This window comes from Tautonia sp. JC769 (genome assembly GCF_040717455.1).
Lineage (GTDB): Bacteria > Planctomycetota > Planctomycetia > Isosphaerales > Isosphaeraceae > Tautonia.
In genome coordinates this window covers 21,335-37,805 of the sequence record NZ_JBFEFH010000021.1, presented here as the reverse complement: position 1 = coordinate 37,805, position 16,471 = coordinate 21,335, and the positions used below count along the sequence as shown (strand labels likewise).

The 16,471-nt window shown below is 69.0% G+C and carries 10 protein-coding genes; 4 read left to right on the top strand and 6 right to left on the bottom strand.

Going from position 1 to position 16,471, the window contains the following annotated elements:
* Window positions 1-117: 117 nt before the first annotated feature.
* Both AB1L88_RS19070 and AB1L88_RS19065 read right to left on the bottom strand, forming a co-directional pair.
* Complete coding sequence (locus AB1L88_RS19070) at window positions 118-1,593, bottom strand: aldehyde dehydrogenase family protein (protein WP_367098277.1); 1,476 nt, start codon at window positions 1,591-1,593, stop codon at window positions 118-120.
* Between the two features lie 78 nt (window positions 1,594-1,671).
* A complete protein-coding gene (locus tag AB1L88_RS19065; protein WP_367098276.1) occupies window positions 1,672-2,196 on the bottom strand; it encodes an OsmC family protein in 525 nt (174 codons plus the stop codon).
* A gap of 328 nt (window positions 2,197-2,524) precedes the next feature.
* Between AB1L88_RS19065 and AB1L88_RS19060 the strand changes: the two genes are divergently transcribed.
* Window positions 2,525-5,287 (top strand): PSD1 and planctomycete cytochrome C domain-containing protein, encoded by a 2,763-nt coding sequence (locus AB1L88_RS19060; RefSeq protein ID WP_367098275.1) that lies wholly within the window; start codon window positions 2,525-2,527, stop codon window positions 5,285-5,287.
* 102 nt (window positions 5,288-5,389) lie between these two features.
* Window positions 5,390-6,883, top strand: coding sequence for a DUF1501 domain-containing protein (locus AB1L88_RS19055; RefSeq protein ID WP_367098274.1), 1,494 nt, complete (start codon window positions 5,390-5,392; stop codon window positions 6,881-6,883).
* A gap of 209 nt (window positions 6,884-7,092) precedes the next feature.
* Here the strand turns inward: AB1L88_RS19055 and AB1L88_RS19050 are convergent, their stop codons facing one another.
* From AB1L88_RS19050 to AB1L88_RS19040, 3 genes are read right to left on the bottom strand one after another with little or no spacing between them, the layout of a single operon-like run.
* A complete protein-coding gene (locus AB1L88_RS19050; RefSeq protein WP_367098273.1) occupies window positions 7,093-10,086 on the bottom strand; it encodes a hypothetical protein in 2,994 nt (997 codons plus the stop codon).
* A gap of 16 nt (window positions 10,087-10,102) precedes the next feature.
* The gene (locus AB1L88_RS19045; protein ID WP_367098272.1) at window positions 10,103-11,482 is read right to left on the bottom strand and encodes an amidase; all 1,380 of its coding nucleotides are present in this window, start codon (window positions 11,480-11,482) and stop codon (window positions 10,103-10,105) included.
* A gap of 7 nt (window positions 11,483-11,489) precedes the next feature.
* Window positions 11,490-12,404: an SMP-30/gluconolactonase/LRE family protein gene (locus tag AB1L88_RS19040; RefSeq protein ID WP_367098271.1), complete on the bottom strand. Its 915-nt coding sequence runs from the start codon at window positions 12,402-12,404 to the stop codon at window positions 11,490-11,492.
* A gap of 188 nt (window positions 12,405-12,592) precedes the next feature.
* Here AB1L88_RS19040 and AB1L88_RS19035 point away from each other — a divergent pair, with 188 nt between their 5' ends.
* Both AB1L88_RS19035 and AB1L88_RS19030 read left to right on the top strand, forming a co-directional pair.
* Window positions 12,593-13,174, top strand: a complete 582-nt coding sequence (locus AB1L88_RS19035; RefSeq protein ID WP_367098270.1) for a TIGR00730 family Rossman fold protein — start codon at window positions 12,593-12,595, stop codon at window positions 13,172-13,174.
* 292 nt (window positions 13,175-13,466) lie between these two features.
* A complete protein-coding gene (locus AB1L88_RS19030; RefSeq protein ID WP_367098269.1) occupies window positions 13,467-14,975 on the top strand; it encodes a Gfo/Idh/MocA family oxidoreductase in 1,509 nt (502 codons plus the stop codon).
* 114 nt (window positions 14,976-15,089) lie between these two features.
* Here AB1L88_RS19030 and hemL read toward each other — a convergent pair whose 3' ends face one another.
* Window positions 15,090-16,415: a glutamate-1-semialdehyde 2,1-aminomutase gene (gene hemL / locus AB1L88_RS19025; RefSeq protein WP_367098268.1), complete on the bottom strand. Its 1,326-nt coding sequence runs from the start codon at window positions 16,413-16,415 to the stop codon at window positions 15,090-15,092.
* Between the last annotated feature and the right edge of the window lie 56 nt (window positions 16,416-16,471).

Genomic DNA, 16,471 nt, shown 5'->3' with positions numbered 1-16,471 from the left:
AGGGGGGATCAGGAGGTGCAATTCCAGTGCCGCCACGACGGACGGGCGGATGGGCGGGGGAGGGCGTGGCCGGTCCCCGGGGGAGGGTCGGGGGCCGGCCGGCGGAGGGAGAGTCGATCAGCCGTGGAGCTTGACGGTGACGGTCTTCAGCTCGGTGTAGTGGTCCAGGGCGGCCTCGCCGTTCTCGCGCCCCTGGCCGGACATCTTGAAGCCGCCGAAGGGGGTGGTGGGCTCGACGACGTGGTAGCAGTTGACCCAGACGGTGCCGGCCTTGACCTTCCTGGCGTAGAGGTGGGCCTTGTCGATGTCCTTGGTCCAGACACCGGCGGCGAGGCCGTAATGGGTCCGGTTGGCGCGCTCGACGACCTCGTTGACGTCGTTGAAGGGCAGGACGGTGACGACCGGGCCGAAGATCTCGTCGCGGACGATGTCCATGTCTTCGCGGGCGTCGTCGAAGATGGTCGGCTCGACGTAGAAGCCGGAGCCGCCGACGCGCTTGCCACCCGAGACGACGCGGGCCCCTTGCTTCTGGCCCGACTCGACGTACCCGAGGATCTTGTCCATCTGCTCCTGGGAGACCTGCGGGCCCTGCTCGGTCTCGGGGTCGAGCGGGTCGCCGATCTTGCGGACCTTCGCCCGTTCGGCCAGGCGCTCGACGAACTCGTCGCGGATGCCGCGCTCGACGAACAAGCGGCTGCCGGCCGTGCAGCACTGGCCGCCGTGGAAGTAGATGGCGTGGAAGGCGCCGGCCACGGCCTCGTCGAGGTCGGCGTCGGCGAAGATGACGTTCGGGCTCTTGCCGCCGAGTTCGGTGGTGATGCGCTTGAGGGTGTCGGCGGCGTTCTTCTGGATGATCTTGGCGGTGTCGACGTGGCCGGTGAAGGCGATCTTATCCACATCCGGGTGGCGGACGATGGCGTCGCCGGTGGTCTCGCCCATGCCGTTGAGTATGTTGATGACGCCGGCGGGGAACCCGGCCTCGATCGCCAGCTCGCCGAGCTTCAGGGCGGTGAGCGGGGTCTGCTCGGCGGGCTTCAGGACGATCGTGTTGCCGCAGGCCAGGGCCGGGCCCCACTTCCAGGCGAGCATCAGGAGCGGGAAGTTCCAGGGGATGATCTGCCCGACCACGCCGATCGGCTGCCGCAAGGTGTAGGAGAGGAAGTTGCCGCGCACCGGGACCGTGCGGCCTTCGATCTTGTCGGCCCACCCGGCGTAGTAGCGCAGGGTGTAGATGACGCCGTTCAGGTCGCCGCGGGCGTCGGTGATCGTCTTGCCGCAGTTGAGCGATTCGAGCTGGGCGAGGGCCTCGGCGTCGCGCTCGACGAGGTCGGCCAGGTCGTACATCAGCTTGCCGCGCTCGGCGGCGTCCATCGAACCCCAGGGGCCGGACTCCAGGGCGCGTCGGGCGGCGCGGACGGCGCGATCGACGTCGTCGGCCGAGGCGGCGGCCACGCGGGCGATGACCTCGCCGGTGGCGGGGTTGTAGGTGTCGAACGAGTCGCCGCCCTTGGGGCTGACCCATTCGTTGTCGATCAGGAGGCGGGAGGCCAGATCAGTCGGCACGCGAGGCGCGGTTTCAAGTCCCTGGGCCATCGGTTCGGTTCTCCCTGTGGCAGAGGCAAGCGGCACGGTCGGGGGATGGTCATCTTGAGGCGTCGGACGCCGATCATCCTAGCCGTCGGCCGGGCGGTTGGGAACGATCTCGCTGGCGAACTCGGGAGGGTTTTTCAAGGTCTGGGCGACGACGCAATAACGCTCGGTCAGGCTCAACAGCTTGGCGAGCTGCTCGTCGGTGGCGTCGCTGTCGACCTCGAACCGGAGCCGGACGCGGGGGAAGCCGACCGGCGCGGACTTGTCGACGCCGAGGGTGCCGCGGGCGTCCCAGTCCCCTTCGGCGATGACCGAGCCGCCCCGCAGCGGGATGCCCATCGCGGTCGCGACGGCCCGGAGCGTCACCCCCGCGCAGGCGACGAGCGCTTCGAGGAGCATGGCCCCGGAACAGGTGGCCGACCCGTCTCCGCCGGTCGCCGGATGCAGGCCGGCCTCGACGATGCCGCCGGAGCCCTCGATCCGGCAGGTCAGGCCGTCGCCCGCCAGGGTCCCTCGGGCCGAGAGCCTGAGCCGGGCCGTCTCGGGATGATCGCGGTAGGCCGCCTTGAGCGGGGCCTGCAAGGCTCGCAACTGTTCGCCGTCCATGTGGGGGTGTCCTCGATCATCCGGTCGGTTCGTTCGTGGCGATTGATTCAGACGAGGGCCGATCCCGCCGCGCGATCGGGCCACGGCGGAGTTCGCTACGGCCCCCGTCGGCCTGCGTCCATTGACCGGTCACGAGGGTGGTTTGTCAAACTTTCTCCTTGGAAGACGCGGGAGAGTGCGGTACAAGTTCAACAAGAGATGATCAACGAGAGGTGCCGCGTCTTCGGACCCGGTGGCTTGTCCTGGTTTCGTCTTCGCCTCGCGTCCTGGGAGGTCGCTGTTGATGATCTGGCCCGAGCCTCGAATGGGTCGGCGTGTGGGGGGCGGGATGCCGCGACTGCTCGCGGTGGTTACCGGTCTCATGCTCGCCGCGGTCTCACCCCCGGTCCAGGCGGATGACGCGGGGCTCGCGGCCTACGAGGGGCAGATCCGGCCGTTGCTCAAGGAGCGGTGCTACGCCTGCCACGGGGCGCTCAAGGCGCAGGCCGGGTTGAGGCTCGACACGGTGGCCGCGATGCGCAAAGGGGGGGATAGCGGCCCGGCCATCGAGCCGGGCGACGCCGAGTTCAGCCCCCTGGTCGAACGGATCATCGAGCACGACGAGGCGCTGCGGATGCCCCCCGAGGGGGAACCGCTCACTGACGATCAGGTGGCGATCATTCGCACGTGGATCGATTCCGGTGCCGCCGCGCCGGGCGACGAGTCCCCCGAACCCGACCCCCGCGAGCACTGGGCCTTCCAGGCCCCGACCCGCCCGATCGTGCCCGACGCCGGGGCCGGGTGGGCTCGCGAGCCGATCGACGCCTTCCTCGCCGCCGAGCACGAGCGGCAGGGCCTGGAACCGCTGGACGAGGCACCTCCTCATGTCTTGCTGCGTCGGCTCTACCTCGACCTGATCGGCCTGCCGCCGACCCGGGAAGAATTGCTCGACTTCCTGGCCGATCCGTCCGACGCGGCGTATGAACGCGTGGTCGATCGCCTGCTGGCCGACCCCCGGCACGCCGAGCGGTGGGCGAGGCACTGGATGGACGTCTGGCGCTACTCCGACTGGTACGGCCGTCGCGCCGTGCCCGACGTCCTGAACAGCTACGCCATGATCTGGCGGTGGCGCGACTGGATCGTGGACAAGCTCGACCAGGACGCTGGGTACGACGAGATGCTCCGGATGATGCTCGCCGCCGATGAACTGGCCCCCGACGACCCGGAGGAACTGCCCGCGACCGGCTATGTCGTGCGCAACTTCTACCGGTGGAATTACAACACCTGGATGGCCGACTCGGTCGAGCACACGGGCAAGGCGTTCCTCGGCCTGACGATCAATTGTGCTCACTGCCACGATCACAAATATGATCCGATCCGGCACGAAGACTATTTCGCCTTCCGGGCCTTCTTCGAGCCGATCGAGCTGCGGCACGACCGCGTCCCGGGCGAGCCCGACCCGGGGCCGTACCCGAAATATGAGTACGGCAAGGCGTACAAGCCGATCACCTCGGGCATGGTCCGGATCTTCGACGAGAAGCTCGACGCCGAGACCTTCCTGTATACCCGGGGCGAGGCCCGCAACATCGTCCCCGGTCGACCGCCCATCCCCCCCGGTCCGCCGCGTTTCTTGACGCGGGGAGACTTCGAGGTCGAGCCGATCGACCTGCCGGACGAAGCGGCCTATCCGGGATTGAATGCGTTTGTGCGTCAGGAAGAAATGGACACGAGGCAGGCCGCGCTCGACCAGGCCCAGGACGCCCTGGCGGCGGCTCGCCAGGCCCTCGATGCGATCGACTGCGAAGCCGATCCCGAGGCCCACACGACGGCCCGCCTCGCCTTGGAGGTGGCCGAGGAGGCCGAGCAGGCCGCCCGGGCCGACCTGGAATCGCTCCGGCTGCGGATCGCCGCGGACGACGCTCGGTTCGATCGGACTGACGCGGATGCCGACGAGGCCGCCCGCGCGGCCTCGCGCGGGGAGCGGGCCCTGGCCCTGGCTCGGGCTCGATTGGAACGGGCCGCCGCCGAGCAGGCCGAGCATCAGGCACGGCAACAAACCGACGCCGCCGAGGACGCGCTGGCGAAGGCCGAAGAACGTCTCGTCGCGAGCCGGCAAGCGGTCGAGGCGGCGGAAGGGGCGTTGGAATCGGACTCGACCTCGTACACGCCGCTCTCGCCGTCGTATCCCGAGCGGAGTACCGGACGACGGGCGGCGCTGGCGGAGTGGCTGACGCGGCGAGACAACCCGCTGACGGCCCGGGTGGCGGTCAATTACCTCTGGGGCTGGCACTTCGGCGAGCCGATCGTGGGCACGCCGCATGATTTCGGTCGCAACGGGGCGATGCCGTCGAATCAAAAGGTGCTCGACTGGCTGGCCGTGGAATTGATGGAGCCGTCGACTCCCGGCGTGGAACCGTGGTCGATGAAGCACCTGCATCGTCGGATCGTGATGAGTGCCGCCTATCGGATGGCCTCGCACACGAGCGACACCGACCACCCGAACGACGCCATCGACCCCGAGAACCGATCGCTCTGGCGCTTCCGGCCCGGCCGGATGGAGGCGGAGCTGGTGCGCGATAGCCTGCTGCACGTGGCCGGAGTGCTCGACCTGGCGAGGGGAGGGCCGGAGATCGACCAGGCACAGGGGCTGACCTCGCGGCGGCGGAGCCTGTACTTCGCCCACCACGGCGAAGGGGCGATGCAGTTCCTCGAATTGTTCGACGCCCCCGACCCGGGCGAATGCTACCGCCGTACCACCTCAGTCGTCCCGCAGCAATCGCTCGCGTTGGCCAACAGCGAGCTCGCCCTTGCGATGGCGCGGACCATCGCCGCGGAGCTGGAGAGGGAGCCCTCGTGCGACGCAGAAGTTGAAGAAGGTGAGAATGCGTTCATTCGAGCGGCCTTCGAGCGGGTGCTGTCCCGCCCGCCGTCCGACGAGGAACTCGCGCTCAGCCTTCGGTTCCTCGACCGCCAGCTCGCGTTGTTCGATGGGGTGGAATTGCCCGAGGTCGGCGGGGTCTCCCCGCCGCCCGCGACCGACCCGAGGAGGCGGGCGAACGAGAACCTTGTTCATGCCCTGCTGAACCATCATGACTTCGTGACGATCCGCTGAGATGCGAGGCCCGGACCTCGACCGCCCGGGTGGGCGGCGGCGGTCGAGCGGGTTCGCCGACGCGACGCGATTCGAAGTGGCTCGATGCCGGAGGCCCCGTTGATGAGTGCTCGCCCCCGCCCCCCGATTGCCGGTCCCCCGTGCGGTCGCATCGGCCGACGCAGCTTCCTGGCCGATGTCGGATTCGGCTTCACCGGCCTGGCGCTGGGCTCGATGCTGAATCAGGAGGGGATCGCCCGCGCCGAGGCGCCGGCGGGGCGGTCGGCCCCGGGGCCGCACTTCGCGCCGAAGGCGAAGAACATCATCTGGGTCTTCCTCTCCGGCGGCGTGAGCCACATGGAGACCTGGGACCCGAAGCCCGCCCTGAACCGCTACGCGGGCAAGAGCTACGAAGAGACGCCGTATCCGAACCCGTTCGAGGACCCGCTCTTCCGCGAGCGATCGCGCGCGGTCGTGGGGGAGGACCGGACGCATTCGGAGATTTTCCCCCTCCAGGTCGGGTTCCGGCGCCACGGCGAGTCGGGCATTGCCGTGTCGGATTGGTGGCCCGAGCTGGGCTCGTGCGTGGACGACATCGCGTTCGTCCGGTCGATGTATTCGACCGACAACGACCACGCGGCCGAGTTCCAGTTCCACCACGGCCGCCACAAGCTCGACCCGAAGGAGCCGTGCATCGGCTCCTGGATCCACTACGGGCTGGGGACCCTGAACGAGAACCTGCCGCAGTTCGTGTTCCTGGGCAAGTACTCGGATATGAGGGTGCGAGAGAACTTCAATCCCCACTACCTCGGGCCGCAGCACGGGGGGGTGGAGCTGTCGCTCGACCCGGGGGCGCCCTTGCCGTTCGGGTCGCCGGCCGAGGGGATCCTGGCGGACGAGCAGCGCGAACAGTTCGCGTTCATCCGGGATCTCAACGCCCTGTCGGGGGTCGAATACCCCGAGGATGAGCAACTGCTGGCTCGGATCAAGGCGTATGAGCTCGCCTACCGGATGCAGGCGTCGGTGCCCGAGGCGCTCGACCTGGGGGCCGAGGACCCGGAGACGGAGCGGCTCTACGGCATCGACCGGGAACAGAACGCGATTTACGGCCGTCGCTTGCTGGCGGCCCGCCGCCTGGTCGAGCGGGGGACGCGCTTCGTCCTGGTCTACCTGAGCGATTACGGCGAGTGGGATTCGCACACCCAGCTCCGCGACCTGCACGCCCGGTCGTGTGCCCGCGTCGACCGGCCCCTGGCCGGTTTGCTCAGGGACCTGAAGCGACGGGGGCTGGACGAGGAAACCGTGGTCGTTTGCTGCACCGAGTTCGGCCGCACCCCCGGGCTCGAGGTGCGCGACGCCTACGCCAAGCCGAACGGCCGCGACCACCACCCGCACGCCTTCACCATCTGGTTCGCCGGTGCCGGGATCCAGAAGGGGATCGTCCACGGCGCGACCGACGAACTCGGCTTCCACGTGACCGAGCACCCGCATTATGTGACCGACGTGCACGCCACCCTGCTGCACCTGATGGGCCTCGACTCGCGAAAGCTGGAAATCCCCGGCCGCAAGCGGCTCGACATCGACCACGGCAAGCCGATCCGTGAGATCCTCGCCTGAGGTCGATCGTTCTGCTCGTGTGTCATGGTTCAGGTCGACAACGGCGCTCTCACCCGGCCTTGGGCCACCCTCTCCCCCGCACGCGGGGGCGAGGGTTGGGGGAGACGTGTCCTGAAGGATCGACCTGGCGGGGGCTTTCTACTCGGGGTGCAGGGGCAGCGGTTGAGCGAGCTGGGCTCAAGGTCGGGGAACGAGCGGAGGGGAAGGCATTACAGAGACCGCAGATAGGCGTCGAGGTCTGCGATCTCCTGGTTGCTAAGCTCGTCGATCAGGCCGGCGGGCATGAGGGAAGTGTCGGATGGGCGGCGTTCCTCGATGGTGTCGCCGTCGATGAGGATGGTTTCGGTCGGCCCGGTCTGGAGGATCAAGGAGTCGACGGCATCATAAATGACGATGCCCTGGTGGATCGCGCCTTCGTCGGTGGCTACGACGAGCGACCGGTAGCGGTCGGCGACGTCGCGCGAGGGCTGGATGATGGCGGTGAGCAGGTCATCGCGCGAGAATCGGCCGGTGATGCCGCTCAGCTCGGGGCCGACCGCCCGGTTGCCCGAGTGGCAGGCGGAGCACTGGGCGCGGTCGAAGACGGATCGGCCGCGCTCGGCATCCCCCGCGGACCAGTCGATCGCGGCGAACCGCTCGGACCAGGCCGACGGATCGACACCGTCCGGCCCGTTGAGCGCCTTGCCGCGGTCCGGGTAGGCCGCGATGAACCAGGAAGTCCGGGCATCGGGGTCGGCGGGGATCGCCTGATCGGTTGAGCGTTTGAGTAAGTCGGTGATCGTTGTACGGATCGGGCCTTCCGGGGCGCGACGAAGCGTTCGGATTATAGTGAGGAGTTCGCCGGGGTCGTCGCCGGGGCCGAGCCGATGGAGGGCATCGAGCGCGGCACCAAGGGTCGAGGATTGCGGGGATCGCAGGGCCGCGACGAACTTCGGGCGATCCTCCGGGATGGGGGCGCTTGCCAGGATCGGCACGATCGCGTCATCGAGGCCGCGCGTCCCCCAGAGGGTCCGGAGGGTTTCCCGAGCGGGCTCGGTGGGGTGGGCGGCCAGCACGGCCACGACCTCGGCGTTCCAGGCGAACTCGGGATCGGACGCGGCGCGATCGAGGAATCGGGCGCCTGCGGCGGGGAGGTCGACCCCCTCAACCAGGGCGAACAGGGCGTGGTCGGGGCGGCCGAATGACGGGTGGTGGAGCAGGGCATTGGGGAGGTCCGGATCGCGCCGGGAGAGGCCCAGGACCAGCTCGGAGACGCGGAGCGGCCAGTTGCGGTCGCGCCGGGCGGATCGGGCATCGAGCTTGCGGTCGAGATCGAGGAGGGTCGTTGCGATGCGCTCCGTCACCGCGTCGGGAATCGGGGCGCGAAGTCGGCCGAGGACGATCAGATGGTGGAGATCGAGGAGCGGGTCGGACGTCTCAGTCAGTCGCCCCGCCGCGAGCTGCAATGCCTCCGGATCGTCGCAGGCGAGCATGGCGAGGGATCGCATCCGTTCCCGATCGAGCGGGGAGAAGGCCGGGGCGTCGATCGCGAGGAGCGACGAGACGATTCGATCGAGGAGCGGTCGCGGGCCGGCAGTCGTCATGTCTCGGGGGGCGGAGTAGCCTTCCCAGACGCTCGCCTTCAAGGCGGGGTGGGGCTGGCCCCCGAGCGCAACCTGGACGAGTCGGGCGGCGGAGAGCGCGGTCTCGGATGGGAGATTTGCCGATTCGAGCACGTCTGCGGCGAGGGCGAGGGCGCCTTCGGGATCGTCGGCGGCGAGACCGAAACCGATCGTGATTCGCGCCTGGGGGGTGACGGCCTGCTCGCTGAGTTTCGATCGGGAGGAGTCGTCGAGCACGGCGATGAGTTGGGCCGAGGCGTACCGGAGGAGGCGTTCGGGGTGGTCGAGATTCGGAAGAAGTGCCGGAATGATCACGTCGGCGGTTTGGTTGTTGTGCCGACGTTTGAGTTCGATGAGGGAGCGAAGCCGTTGCAAGGCATCGTCCGAGCGTGCGGCGTGGATGAGTTGGTGCGGAGGAATCTCTGCGGGGAGTGCGCCTGCGGGCAGCTCGGGTATGGTGCGGTCGGCTGGCGAGCCCGGCCTGCTGGTGTGTTGCGAATCAGGGTTGGCAAACCGGACGCGGTAGACGGCGCCGCGGGTGCCTCGGCCGCCGACGGAGAGGTAGAGATCGCCGGTTCCGGGGTGGACCTCGGCGTCGGTCCAGGCGAAGCCCTCGGTGCCGGTGGGTTCAAGGAAGATCTCGGGTGTGGCCGTGTAGGACGCCCCTGCACGTTGCGGGCGGGCGAAGTAGACCCGACCGAAGGTCCAGTCGAGGAAGAAGATGCCGTGTTGATAATGTGCGGGGAAATGCGTGTGGCGTCCGCTGACGACCCCGGTGGGCGAGCCGCGGTCGATCGGGGCGACGGGGGGAACCACGTCTTCGACCTCCGGGGGCAATCGCCAGAGGTCGGTCTGCTGCGGGCCGAGCCAGCCGTGATGGCCGCCGGGAACCACGTGGTAGAAGCGGGTCGGCTCGTACCAGGGGAGCGAGACGCAGCGCTCGTTGTCGGAGTCGAAGGTGAAGATCTCGCCATCGGGTCCGAAGTCGAAGTCGTAAGCGTTGCGGAAGCCGTCGGCGACGATCTCGGTGCCGCGGCCGTCGGGGGCAATCCGGACGAGGCAACCGGCCACGGGTTCGGCGATGGGAGAGGTGGGGAGGGAGGCATACGATGCATCGACGTTCGCGAAGTTGCCGACCATCACATAGAGCCAACCGTCGGGGCCTCGACGGACGGCGTGTGCGTCGTGCTCGCCCCCGGTCTTGATCGGGAGGATGAGTTCGGAGGGGCCGTCGGCGATGCCGTCGTCGTCGGCGTCGACGTAGCGGCGGAGCCCGCCGTCGCCGACGACAAATAGGGAATCGCCCTCCCAGAACAGGCCCATGGCGCCGTCCTTCGGGCCGTCGGCGAAGGGCAGGGCACGATCGGCTCGGCCGTCGCCGTCGTCATCGACGAGGATGCGGGTGTAGCCGCGGCCGGAGACGATGACGCGGCCCCGGGGGTCGATCGTCATGCACTGGATGTCGTTGGCCAGGTCGCTGCCCGAGTACTCGGTGACGACGAAGCCGGGAGGGACGCGGAGGCCGGGAACCTCGTCGGCATCGGCGAGTGGTGACAGGACCAGGAACGAATGGAAGATCGCTACGAGTATTCGTGTTGGCATGCGTGCGGTCTCTCGGTCAGGAGCCCGGCAAGGGTGGGAGTTCTGTCGCGCCGGCGGCCTTGCGGAGCGCGGCCTCGGTGCGGAGGGCGACGCCGAACAGGGAGGCTGCTCCCTCGAGGCCGGCCCGGCCGATGAGCTGGAGTCCGAGCGGGAGGCCGTCGGGGGAGAGGCCGATTGGGTGGGTGATCGTCGGCAGGCCGAGGAAGCTCCAGGGGGAGTTGAAGGCGGGATCGCCGGTCGTCTCGAGGCCGGGGGCTGGGCCGAGGGCGGCGGGGGTGAGCAGGGCATCGACCTCGCCCAGATGGCTGTCGAAAAGCCCGTGAACGCGAACAAGTCTCTGGAAATAGGTTGAATCCAGATAGTCGACGTGGGTGACGGTCTTGCCTTCCTCGACGAGTTTCCGGATGCGGGGCGGATAACAGGCGGGATGCCGCTCCAGGAGCCGGTGGTGGTTTACAGCGGCCTCGGCGGAGAGGATCGTGAAGTGATGCGCGGCAATCTCGGGGAATTCCCGCGGCATCGAGAGGCGGACGACACGGTGGCCGGCCGCCCTGAGGGCCGTCGTGACGTGCTCCATCGCGTCGAGCATGGTCGGCTCGGTCCGCTCGTCGAACCAGTGGCGCAGGCGGCCGATGGTGAGGGGCTTCTCGAAAGGGCCGGGGCGACGAATGTTGGCCAGCAATGCGAGGTCGGCAACCGTCCGGGCTATCGGCCCCGGGTGGTCGAGGCTCTGCGCGAGGGGGAAGACACCCTCGGCTCTCCAGCTCCCATACGTCGGCTTGAAGCCGGCGACGCCGCAGAACGACGCGGGACGGGTGATCGAGCCGCCGGTCTGCGAGCCGAGGGCGCCGAGGCACATGCCGCAGGCGACCGCCGCGGCCGGGCCGCTGGAGGAGCCGCCGGGGGTGTGGTCGAGGTTCCAGGGATTGCGGGTCGGCGGGGGATCGATCCAGGCATAAGGGGTCGTGACGGCCTTGCCGAGGATGATGGCCCCCCGGCGTTTCAGCTCGGCGACGATGGGGGCGTCGTGCTCGGGAATCGTGCAGCCGCGCAGCTCGTCGGCTTCGGGCTCCGACAGGGTCGAGCAGAGGAGATCCTCATAGCCGGGGACGCCGTACTCGGTGGGCAAACCGGCGACGTTGATGATGTCCTTGACGCCGATCGGGATGCCGGCAAGCGGGCCGAGCGGCCGCCCGGCCTTGCGGTCGGCGTCGAGCCGGTCGGCCTGCGCCCGGGCCCCCTCGCGGTCGAGGAAGGCCCAGGCGTGGACCTCGTGCTCGCGGTCGTCGATGCGGGCGAGGCAGGCTTCGAGGACGGCGCGGCAGGTGGTGCGGCCCGATCGGAGGGCGTCGAGCGTGCCGGCGATCGTGGCCTCGGCGGGTGGGAACAACTCCATCGGCGGATCACTCCGGGGCGTCGGCATTGGCCAGGATGAAGCCCTTCGCCTCCATCGGGACGGCATAAACAGACGTGCGCGCGGTGATATACAGGGTTTTGGAGTCGGGCCCGCCGAAGGCGCAGTTGGAGGGGTTCTCGGGGACCTTGATGAACCCGAGGGTGTTGCCGTTGGGGGCGACGACCTGGATGGCGCCGAGCGACGGCTGGGTGAGGAAAAGGACGCCGCGATCGTCGACGGTCAGGCCGTCGCCGCCCCGGGGATCGGTGTCGGGGGCCTGCTCCAGCTGGCAGAGCACGACGGCCTCGCCGGGCTTGCCGGGGGAGGCGAGCACGTAGGAGAGGACGTCGGGAGTCCCGGAGGGGAGCACATACAGGGTGCGGCCATCCGGGGAGAGCAGGATGCCGTTGGGCCGGGGGAGGTCGGTGAGGATGCGGTGGACGGATCGCTCGGTGTCGATGTAATAGACGACGCCGACGCCGGGGTCGGTGAAGTAGATCCCCCCCCGGCGGTCGAGCACGAGGTCGTTCGGGCGGTCGAAGGGTTGGCCCTCGAAGCCGTCGGCGATGACGTCGATCTCCTTCGAGTCGGGGTCGATGGCGATGATCCGCTTCCCGCCGCCCTGGCAGGCGATGAGGCGGCCGTCTCGGGCGACCATCAGGCCGTTGCACCCCTCGGAATTTTCGAGGAAGGGGGAGGTGTTCCCCTCGGCATCGACCCGGTAGATGGTGTTGCCGCGGACGTCGGTGAAGTAGAGGTTCCCGTCCCGGTCGGAGGCGGGGCCTTCGGTGAAGAGGAAGTCGGTGGCGACCTGGCGCATCGGGCCGGTCGGGCCGACGGCGGGGATCGTCTCGGCCTCCTGATTCGGGGATGCGGGGGAAAGGATGAGCACGCAGAGGGGGAGGAATGCGGAAATGCTCACGATCGGATCTCCCGAGGGGTGAGGGTTGTCCGAGGAAGGTGGCGACCCTCGATGGTAGCCAGCCGGGCGGTCGATTCCTACCGGGTCGACCGCACGGGGGGCGGGTGGGACTTCCCTCGGGGATCGGGATCGTCGTACGATCGAGCCGGATTCGTGCCGGTGATTCCGGGCTGAGAACGGAGGCGAGGGTGCAATCGGTTTGCGTGTTTTGCGGGTCGAGCCCGGGGGCCGATCCCGCGTACCGGGCGGCGGCGGTTTCGATGGGGCGATTGCTGGCCGAGCAGGGGAGAACCCTTGTCTATGGCGGCGGCAGCGTCGGGTTGATGGGGGTGCTGGCCGACGCGGCCCTGGAGCACGGGGGGGACGTCGTCGGCGTGATCCCGCAGTCCTTGCTCGATCGCGAGGTCGGGCATCGGGAGCTGCCCGAATTGCATGTCGTCGGCTCGATGCATGAACGCAAGGCGATGATGGCCGAGCTGGCCGACGGCTTCCTGGCGATGCCGGGGGGGATCGGCACCCTGGAGGAATTCTTCGAGATCTGGACGTGGGGCCAGCTCGGATTGCACCGCAAGCCGTTCGGCCTGCTCGACGTCGAGGGGTTCTATCAGCCGATGCTGGGCTTTCTCGATCGCATGGTCGAGCAACGCTTCGTCAGGCCCGAGCATCGCGCCATGCTGATCGTCGCCCGTCAGCCGGTCACGCTGCTGGCGGCCATGGAAGCGTACACACCGCCTCCGGTGCCGAATTGGATCGACCGTGAGGCGACCTGAATCGGGCCGGGCGGTCGAGGCTGATCGGCGCCTCGCCGGGCCTCGCCCGTGTCGGCCGAGGAGCGTGAGGCGATGTCATGTGCTGGACGGGTTTTGAGGTAAATGTCACATGGTTTGAACATCGGGGCGCGGACCTGGCCCCCCGGTGCGAGTGGTGGCTCGACACGGCACCGCGGACCAGCTAGGCTCCAAGATGCGGATCGATGCGCGACGGCCGAACATGCGTCGCTCGCGCTCGGCCCCCGAAGTGTCCGTTCTCGCCAACGCCCCCGAAACCATGGTGAGCAGCACGATGAAACCGATTCTGCGCCGGAGCTTCTTGAGAGGTTCGGTCACGGCCGGCATGGCCCTGGCGATGCCGCGGGTGATGCTCGGCCGCGGGCCGCAGGCCGGCAGTCCGAACGAGGCGGTGAACGTCGCGGTGATCGGGCTCGGGTCGACGACGGTGGTCGGGGGCGTGGGGGGCCGCGGGCACCAGCTCATCAACCGGCTCCGCCAGGTCCCCGGCGTCAACATCGTCGCGCTCTGCGACGTGGACCAGGAGCACATCGACCGCGAGCTGGAGGCGGCCCGCAGCCACGGTGAATCGCCCGCGACGCACCGCGACCTCCGCGAGGTGCTCGACCGCAAGGATGTCGATGCGGTCATCGTTGCCCTGCCGAACCACTGGCACGCCCTGGCGACCATCTGGGCCTGCCAGGCGGGCAAGGATGTGTACATCGAGAAGCCGTTCTCGTACGACCTGTGGGAAGGCCGGCAGATGGTGGCGGCGGCCCGCCAGTACGATCGCATGGTCCAGGTCGGCACGCAACGGCGGTCGAGCCGGTTCCTCCCCGCGGTCTTCGATCGCCTGCAAGGGGGCGAGTTCGGCCCCATCCGCCTCGCCCACGCCCTGGTGTATCGGCCGCGCAACGACATCGGCACGGTCGACGCGCCCACGACGCCGCCGCCGACCGTCGATTACGACCTCTGGTGCGGCCCGGTCGCGAACGACCCGTTGATGCGCAAGCAATTGCACTACGAGTGGCACTGGTTCTGGGACACCGGCAACGGCGAGATGGGCAACAACGGCATCCACGTGATCGACATCTGCCGCTGGGGATTGGGGCAGGACCAGGCCCCGCCCCGCGCGATGAGCATCGGCGGCCGGTTCGCGTTCAACGACTGCGGCGAGACGGCCAATACCCACATCGCCCTGTTCGACTACGAGCCGGCCCCGCTCATCTGCGAGGTCCGCAACGTGGTCGCCGGCGACGACCGGAGCCGGATCGGCAACTACCGGGGCCGGAGCGGCGGCATCCTGATCGACTGCGAGGGGGGCTACTTCGCGGGCGACTTCACCGGCGGGGCGATCTACGACTATCAGGGGAAGATGATCGAGGACCTGAGCCAGGCGGAGGGCTCCGGGTCGGTCGAACAGGCCCACCTCTCCAACTTCCTCGACGCCGTCCGCAGCCGGAAGGCGGACGACCTGGCGGCCGAGGCGATCGTGGGGCACCACTCGACGGCCTGCTGCCACATGGCGAACGTCTCGCACCGGATCGGTTCCCACGCGTCTCCCGAGGCCATCCAGGCCGCGGCCTCTGGCAAGCCCGAGCTGGCCGACGCCTTCGAACGCTGCCGCGAGTACTTGCGCAAGAATGGGGTGGACCTCGCCGACACCCCGGCCACCCTCGGCCCCTGGGTGACCCTCGACGCGGAGCAAGGGCGCTTCGTCGGCGAGTTCGCCGACGAGGCCAATGCGCTCTCGAGACGCGAGTACCGCGAGCCGTTCGTGGTGCCCGAACTCGACGAGGGATGATCCGTCGAAGCCGATTCGCCGGGGGGTGAACCCTCCGGCGGTCACGCCCCGTCCACCTTGGCGGCTCGTCAAGGAGGGGCGGGGCGTCGTCGTTTCCCGACAGGCCGTTTGCTCCTATCGGGTCGCGGCGTGGAGCGCCTCGCGGGCGGCGGTGATGGTGTGGTCGATGTCGGCCTCGGTGTGGGAGGCCGAGAGGAAGGCGGCCTCGAACTGGCTGCAGGGGAAGTAGACGCCCCGGGCGAGTAGCTCCCAGAAGAAGCGGCCGAACAGGGCGGTGTCGGATCGCTTGGCGTCGTCGAAGGTATGGACGGGGCCTTCGGTGAAGAACAGCGTAATCATGCTGCCGACGCGCTGGATGCAGTGGGGGACCTTCGCATCGGTGGCGGCGCGGCGGAGCCCATCTTCGAGGCGGGCGGTCAGCGATTCGAGATACGGGTAAGGGTTCTCACGCTTGAGCAGGCGCAGGGTCGTCAATCCGGCGGCCATGGCGAGCGGGTTGCCGGAGAGCGTCCCGGCCTGGAAGACGGGGCCGACGGGGGAGACGTGGGTCATGACCTCGCGCGACGAGCCGTAGGCCGCCGCGGGCAGACCGCCGCCGATGATCTTGCCGAGGCACGTCACGTCGGGCGTGATCCCGAAATGCTCCTGCGCGCCGCCGTAGGCGAGCCGGAAGCCGGTCATCACCTCGTCGAAGAAGAGCAGGGCGCCGTCCTTCTCGGTCAACTCGCGGAGCAGTTCGAGATAGCCCGGGCGAGGGGGGACGCATCCCATGTTGCCGGCGACCGGTTCGAGCAGGACGGCGGCGATCTGGTCGGGGAAACGCTGGAAGGCGTCGGCCACCGCGGCGGCATCGTTGAAGGGGCAGAGGATCGTGTCGCTCGCGGCGCCGGGGGTCACGCCGGGGCTGTTCGGGTGGCCGAGGGTGGCCACGGCCGAACCGGCCGAGACGAGCAGGGCATCGACGTGCCCGTGATAATGCCCGATCATCTTGATGATTTTATGACGCCCGGTCACCCCTCGGGCGAGGCGGACGGCCGACATGGCGGCCTCGGTCCCGGAGGAGACGAAGCGGACCATCTCGATCGAGGGGACGGCCTCGACGACGGCCTCGGCGATCTCGGCCTCGCGGACGGTCGGGGCGCCGAAGCTGGACGACTTCGCCAGGGCCTCGGCGACGGCGGAATTCACCTCGGGCCGGCAGTGGCCGAGGATCATCGGCCCCCACGAGCCGATGTAGTCGATGTATTGGTGCCCGTCGATGTCGTACAGGTAGGCCCCGTCGGCCCGATCCATGAAGGGGGGCTCGCCGCCGACCGCCCCGAACGCCCGGGCCGGGCTGTTGACCCCTCCCGGGATGACCCGGCCGGCTCGGACGAACTCGGCGTGGCTGCGGTCGAGGTGGTACTCGGGCTTCGATCGGGCAGGGGTGGTGGCGTCCATCGGCTCGCGTCAATTCGGGGTTGGCGGGAGGGGGCGGGCTCGGCGTCGGAGGCGCG

Excerpts from the sequence above, each read along its gene's own strand:
- AB1L88_RS19070 (WP_367098277.1), bottom strand. The coding sequence starts at position 1,593 with ATGGCCCAGGGACTTGAAACCGCGCCTCGCGTGCCGACTGATCTGGCC.
- AB1L88_RS19065 (WP_367098276.1), bottom strand. The coding sequence starts at position 2,196 with ATGGACGGCGAACAGTTGCGAGCCTTGCAGGCCCCGCTCAAGGCGGCC.
- AB1L88_RS19060 (WP_367098275.1), top strand. The coding sequence starts at position 2,525 with ATGCCGCGACTGCTCGCGGTGGTTACCGGTCTCATGCTCGCCGCGGTC.
- AB1L88_RS19055 (WP_367098274.1), top strand. The coding sequence starts at position 5,390 with ATGAGTGCTCGCCCCCGCCCCCCGATTGCCGGTCCCCCGTGCGGTCGC.
- AB1L88_RS19050 (WP_367098273.1), bottom strand. The coding sequence starts at position 10,086 with ATGCCAACACGAATACTCGTAGCGATCTTCCATTCGTTCCTGGTCCTG.
- AB1L88_RS19045 (WP_367098272.1), bottom strand. The coding sequence starts at position 11,482 with ATGGAGTTGTTCCCACCCGCCGAGGCCACGATCGCCGGCACGCTCGAC.
- AB1L88_RS19030 (WP_367098269.1), top strand. The coding sequence starts at position 13,467 with ATGAAACCGATTCTGCGCCGGAGCTTCTTGAGAGGTTCGGTCACGGCC.
- hemL (WP_367098268.1), bottom strand. The coding sequence starts at position 16,415 with ATGGACGCCACCACCCCTGCCCGATCGAAGCCCGAGTACCACCTCGAC.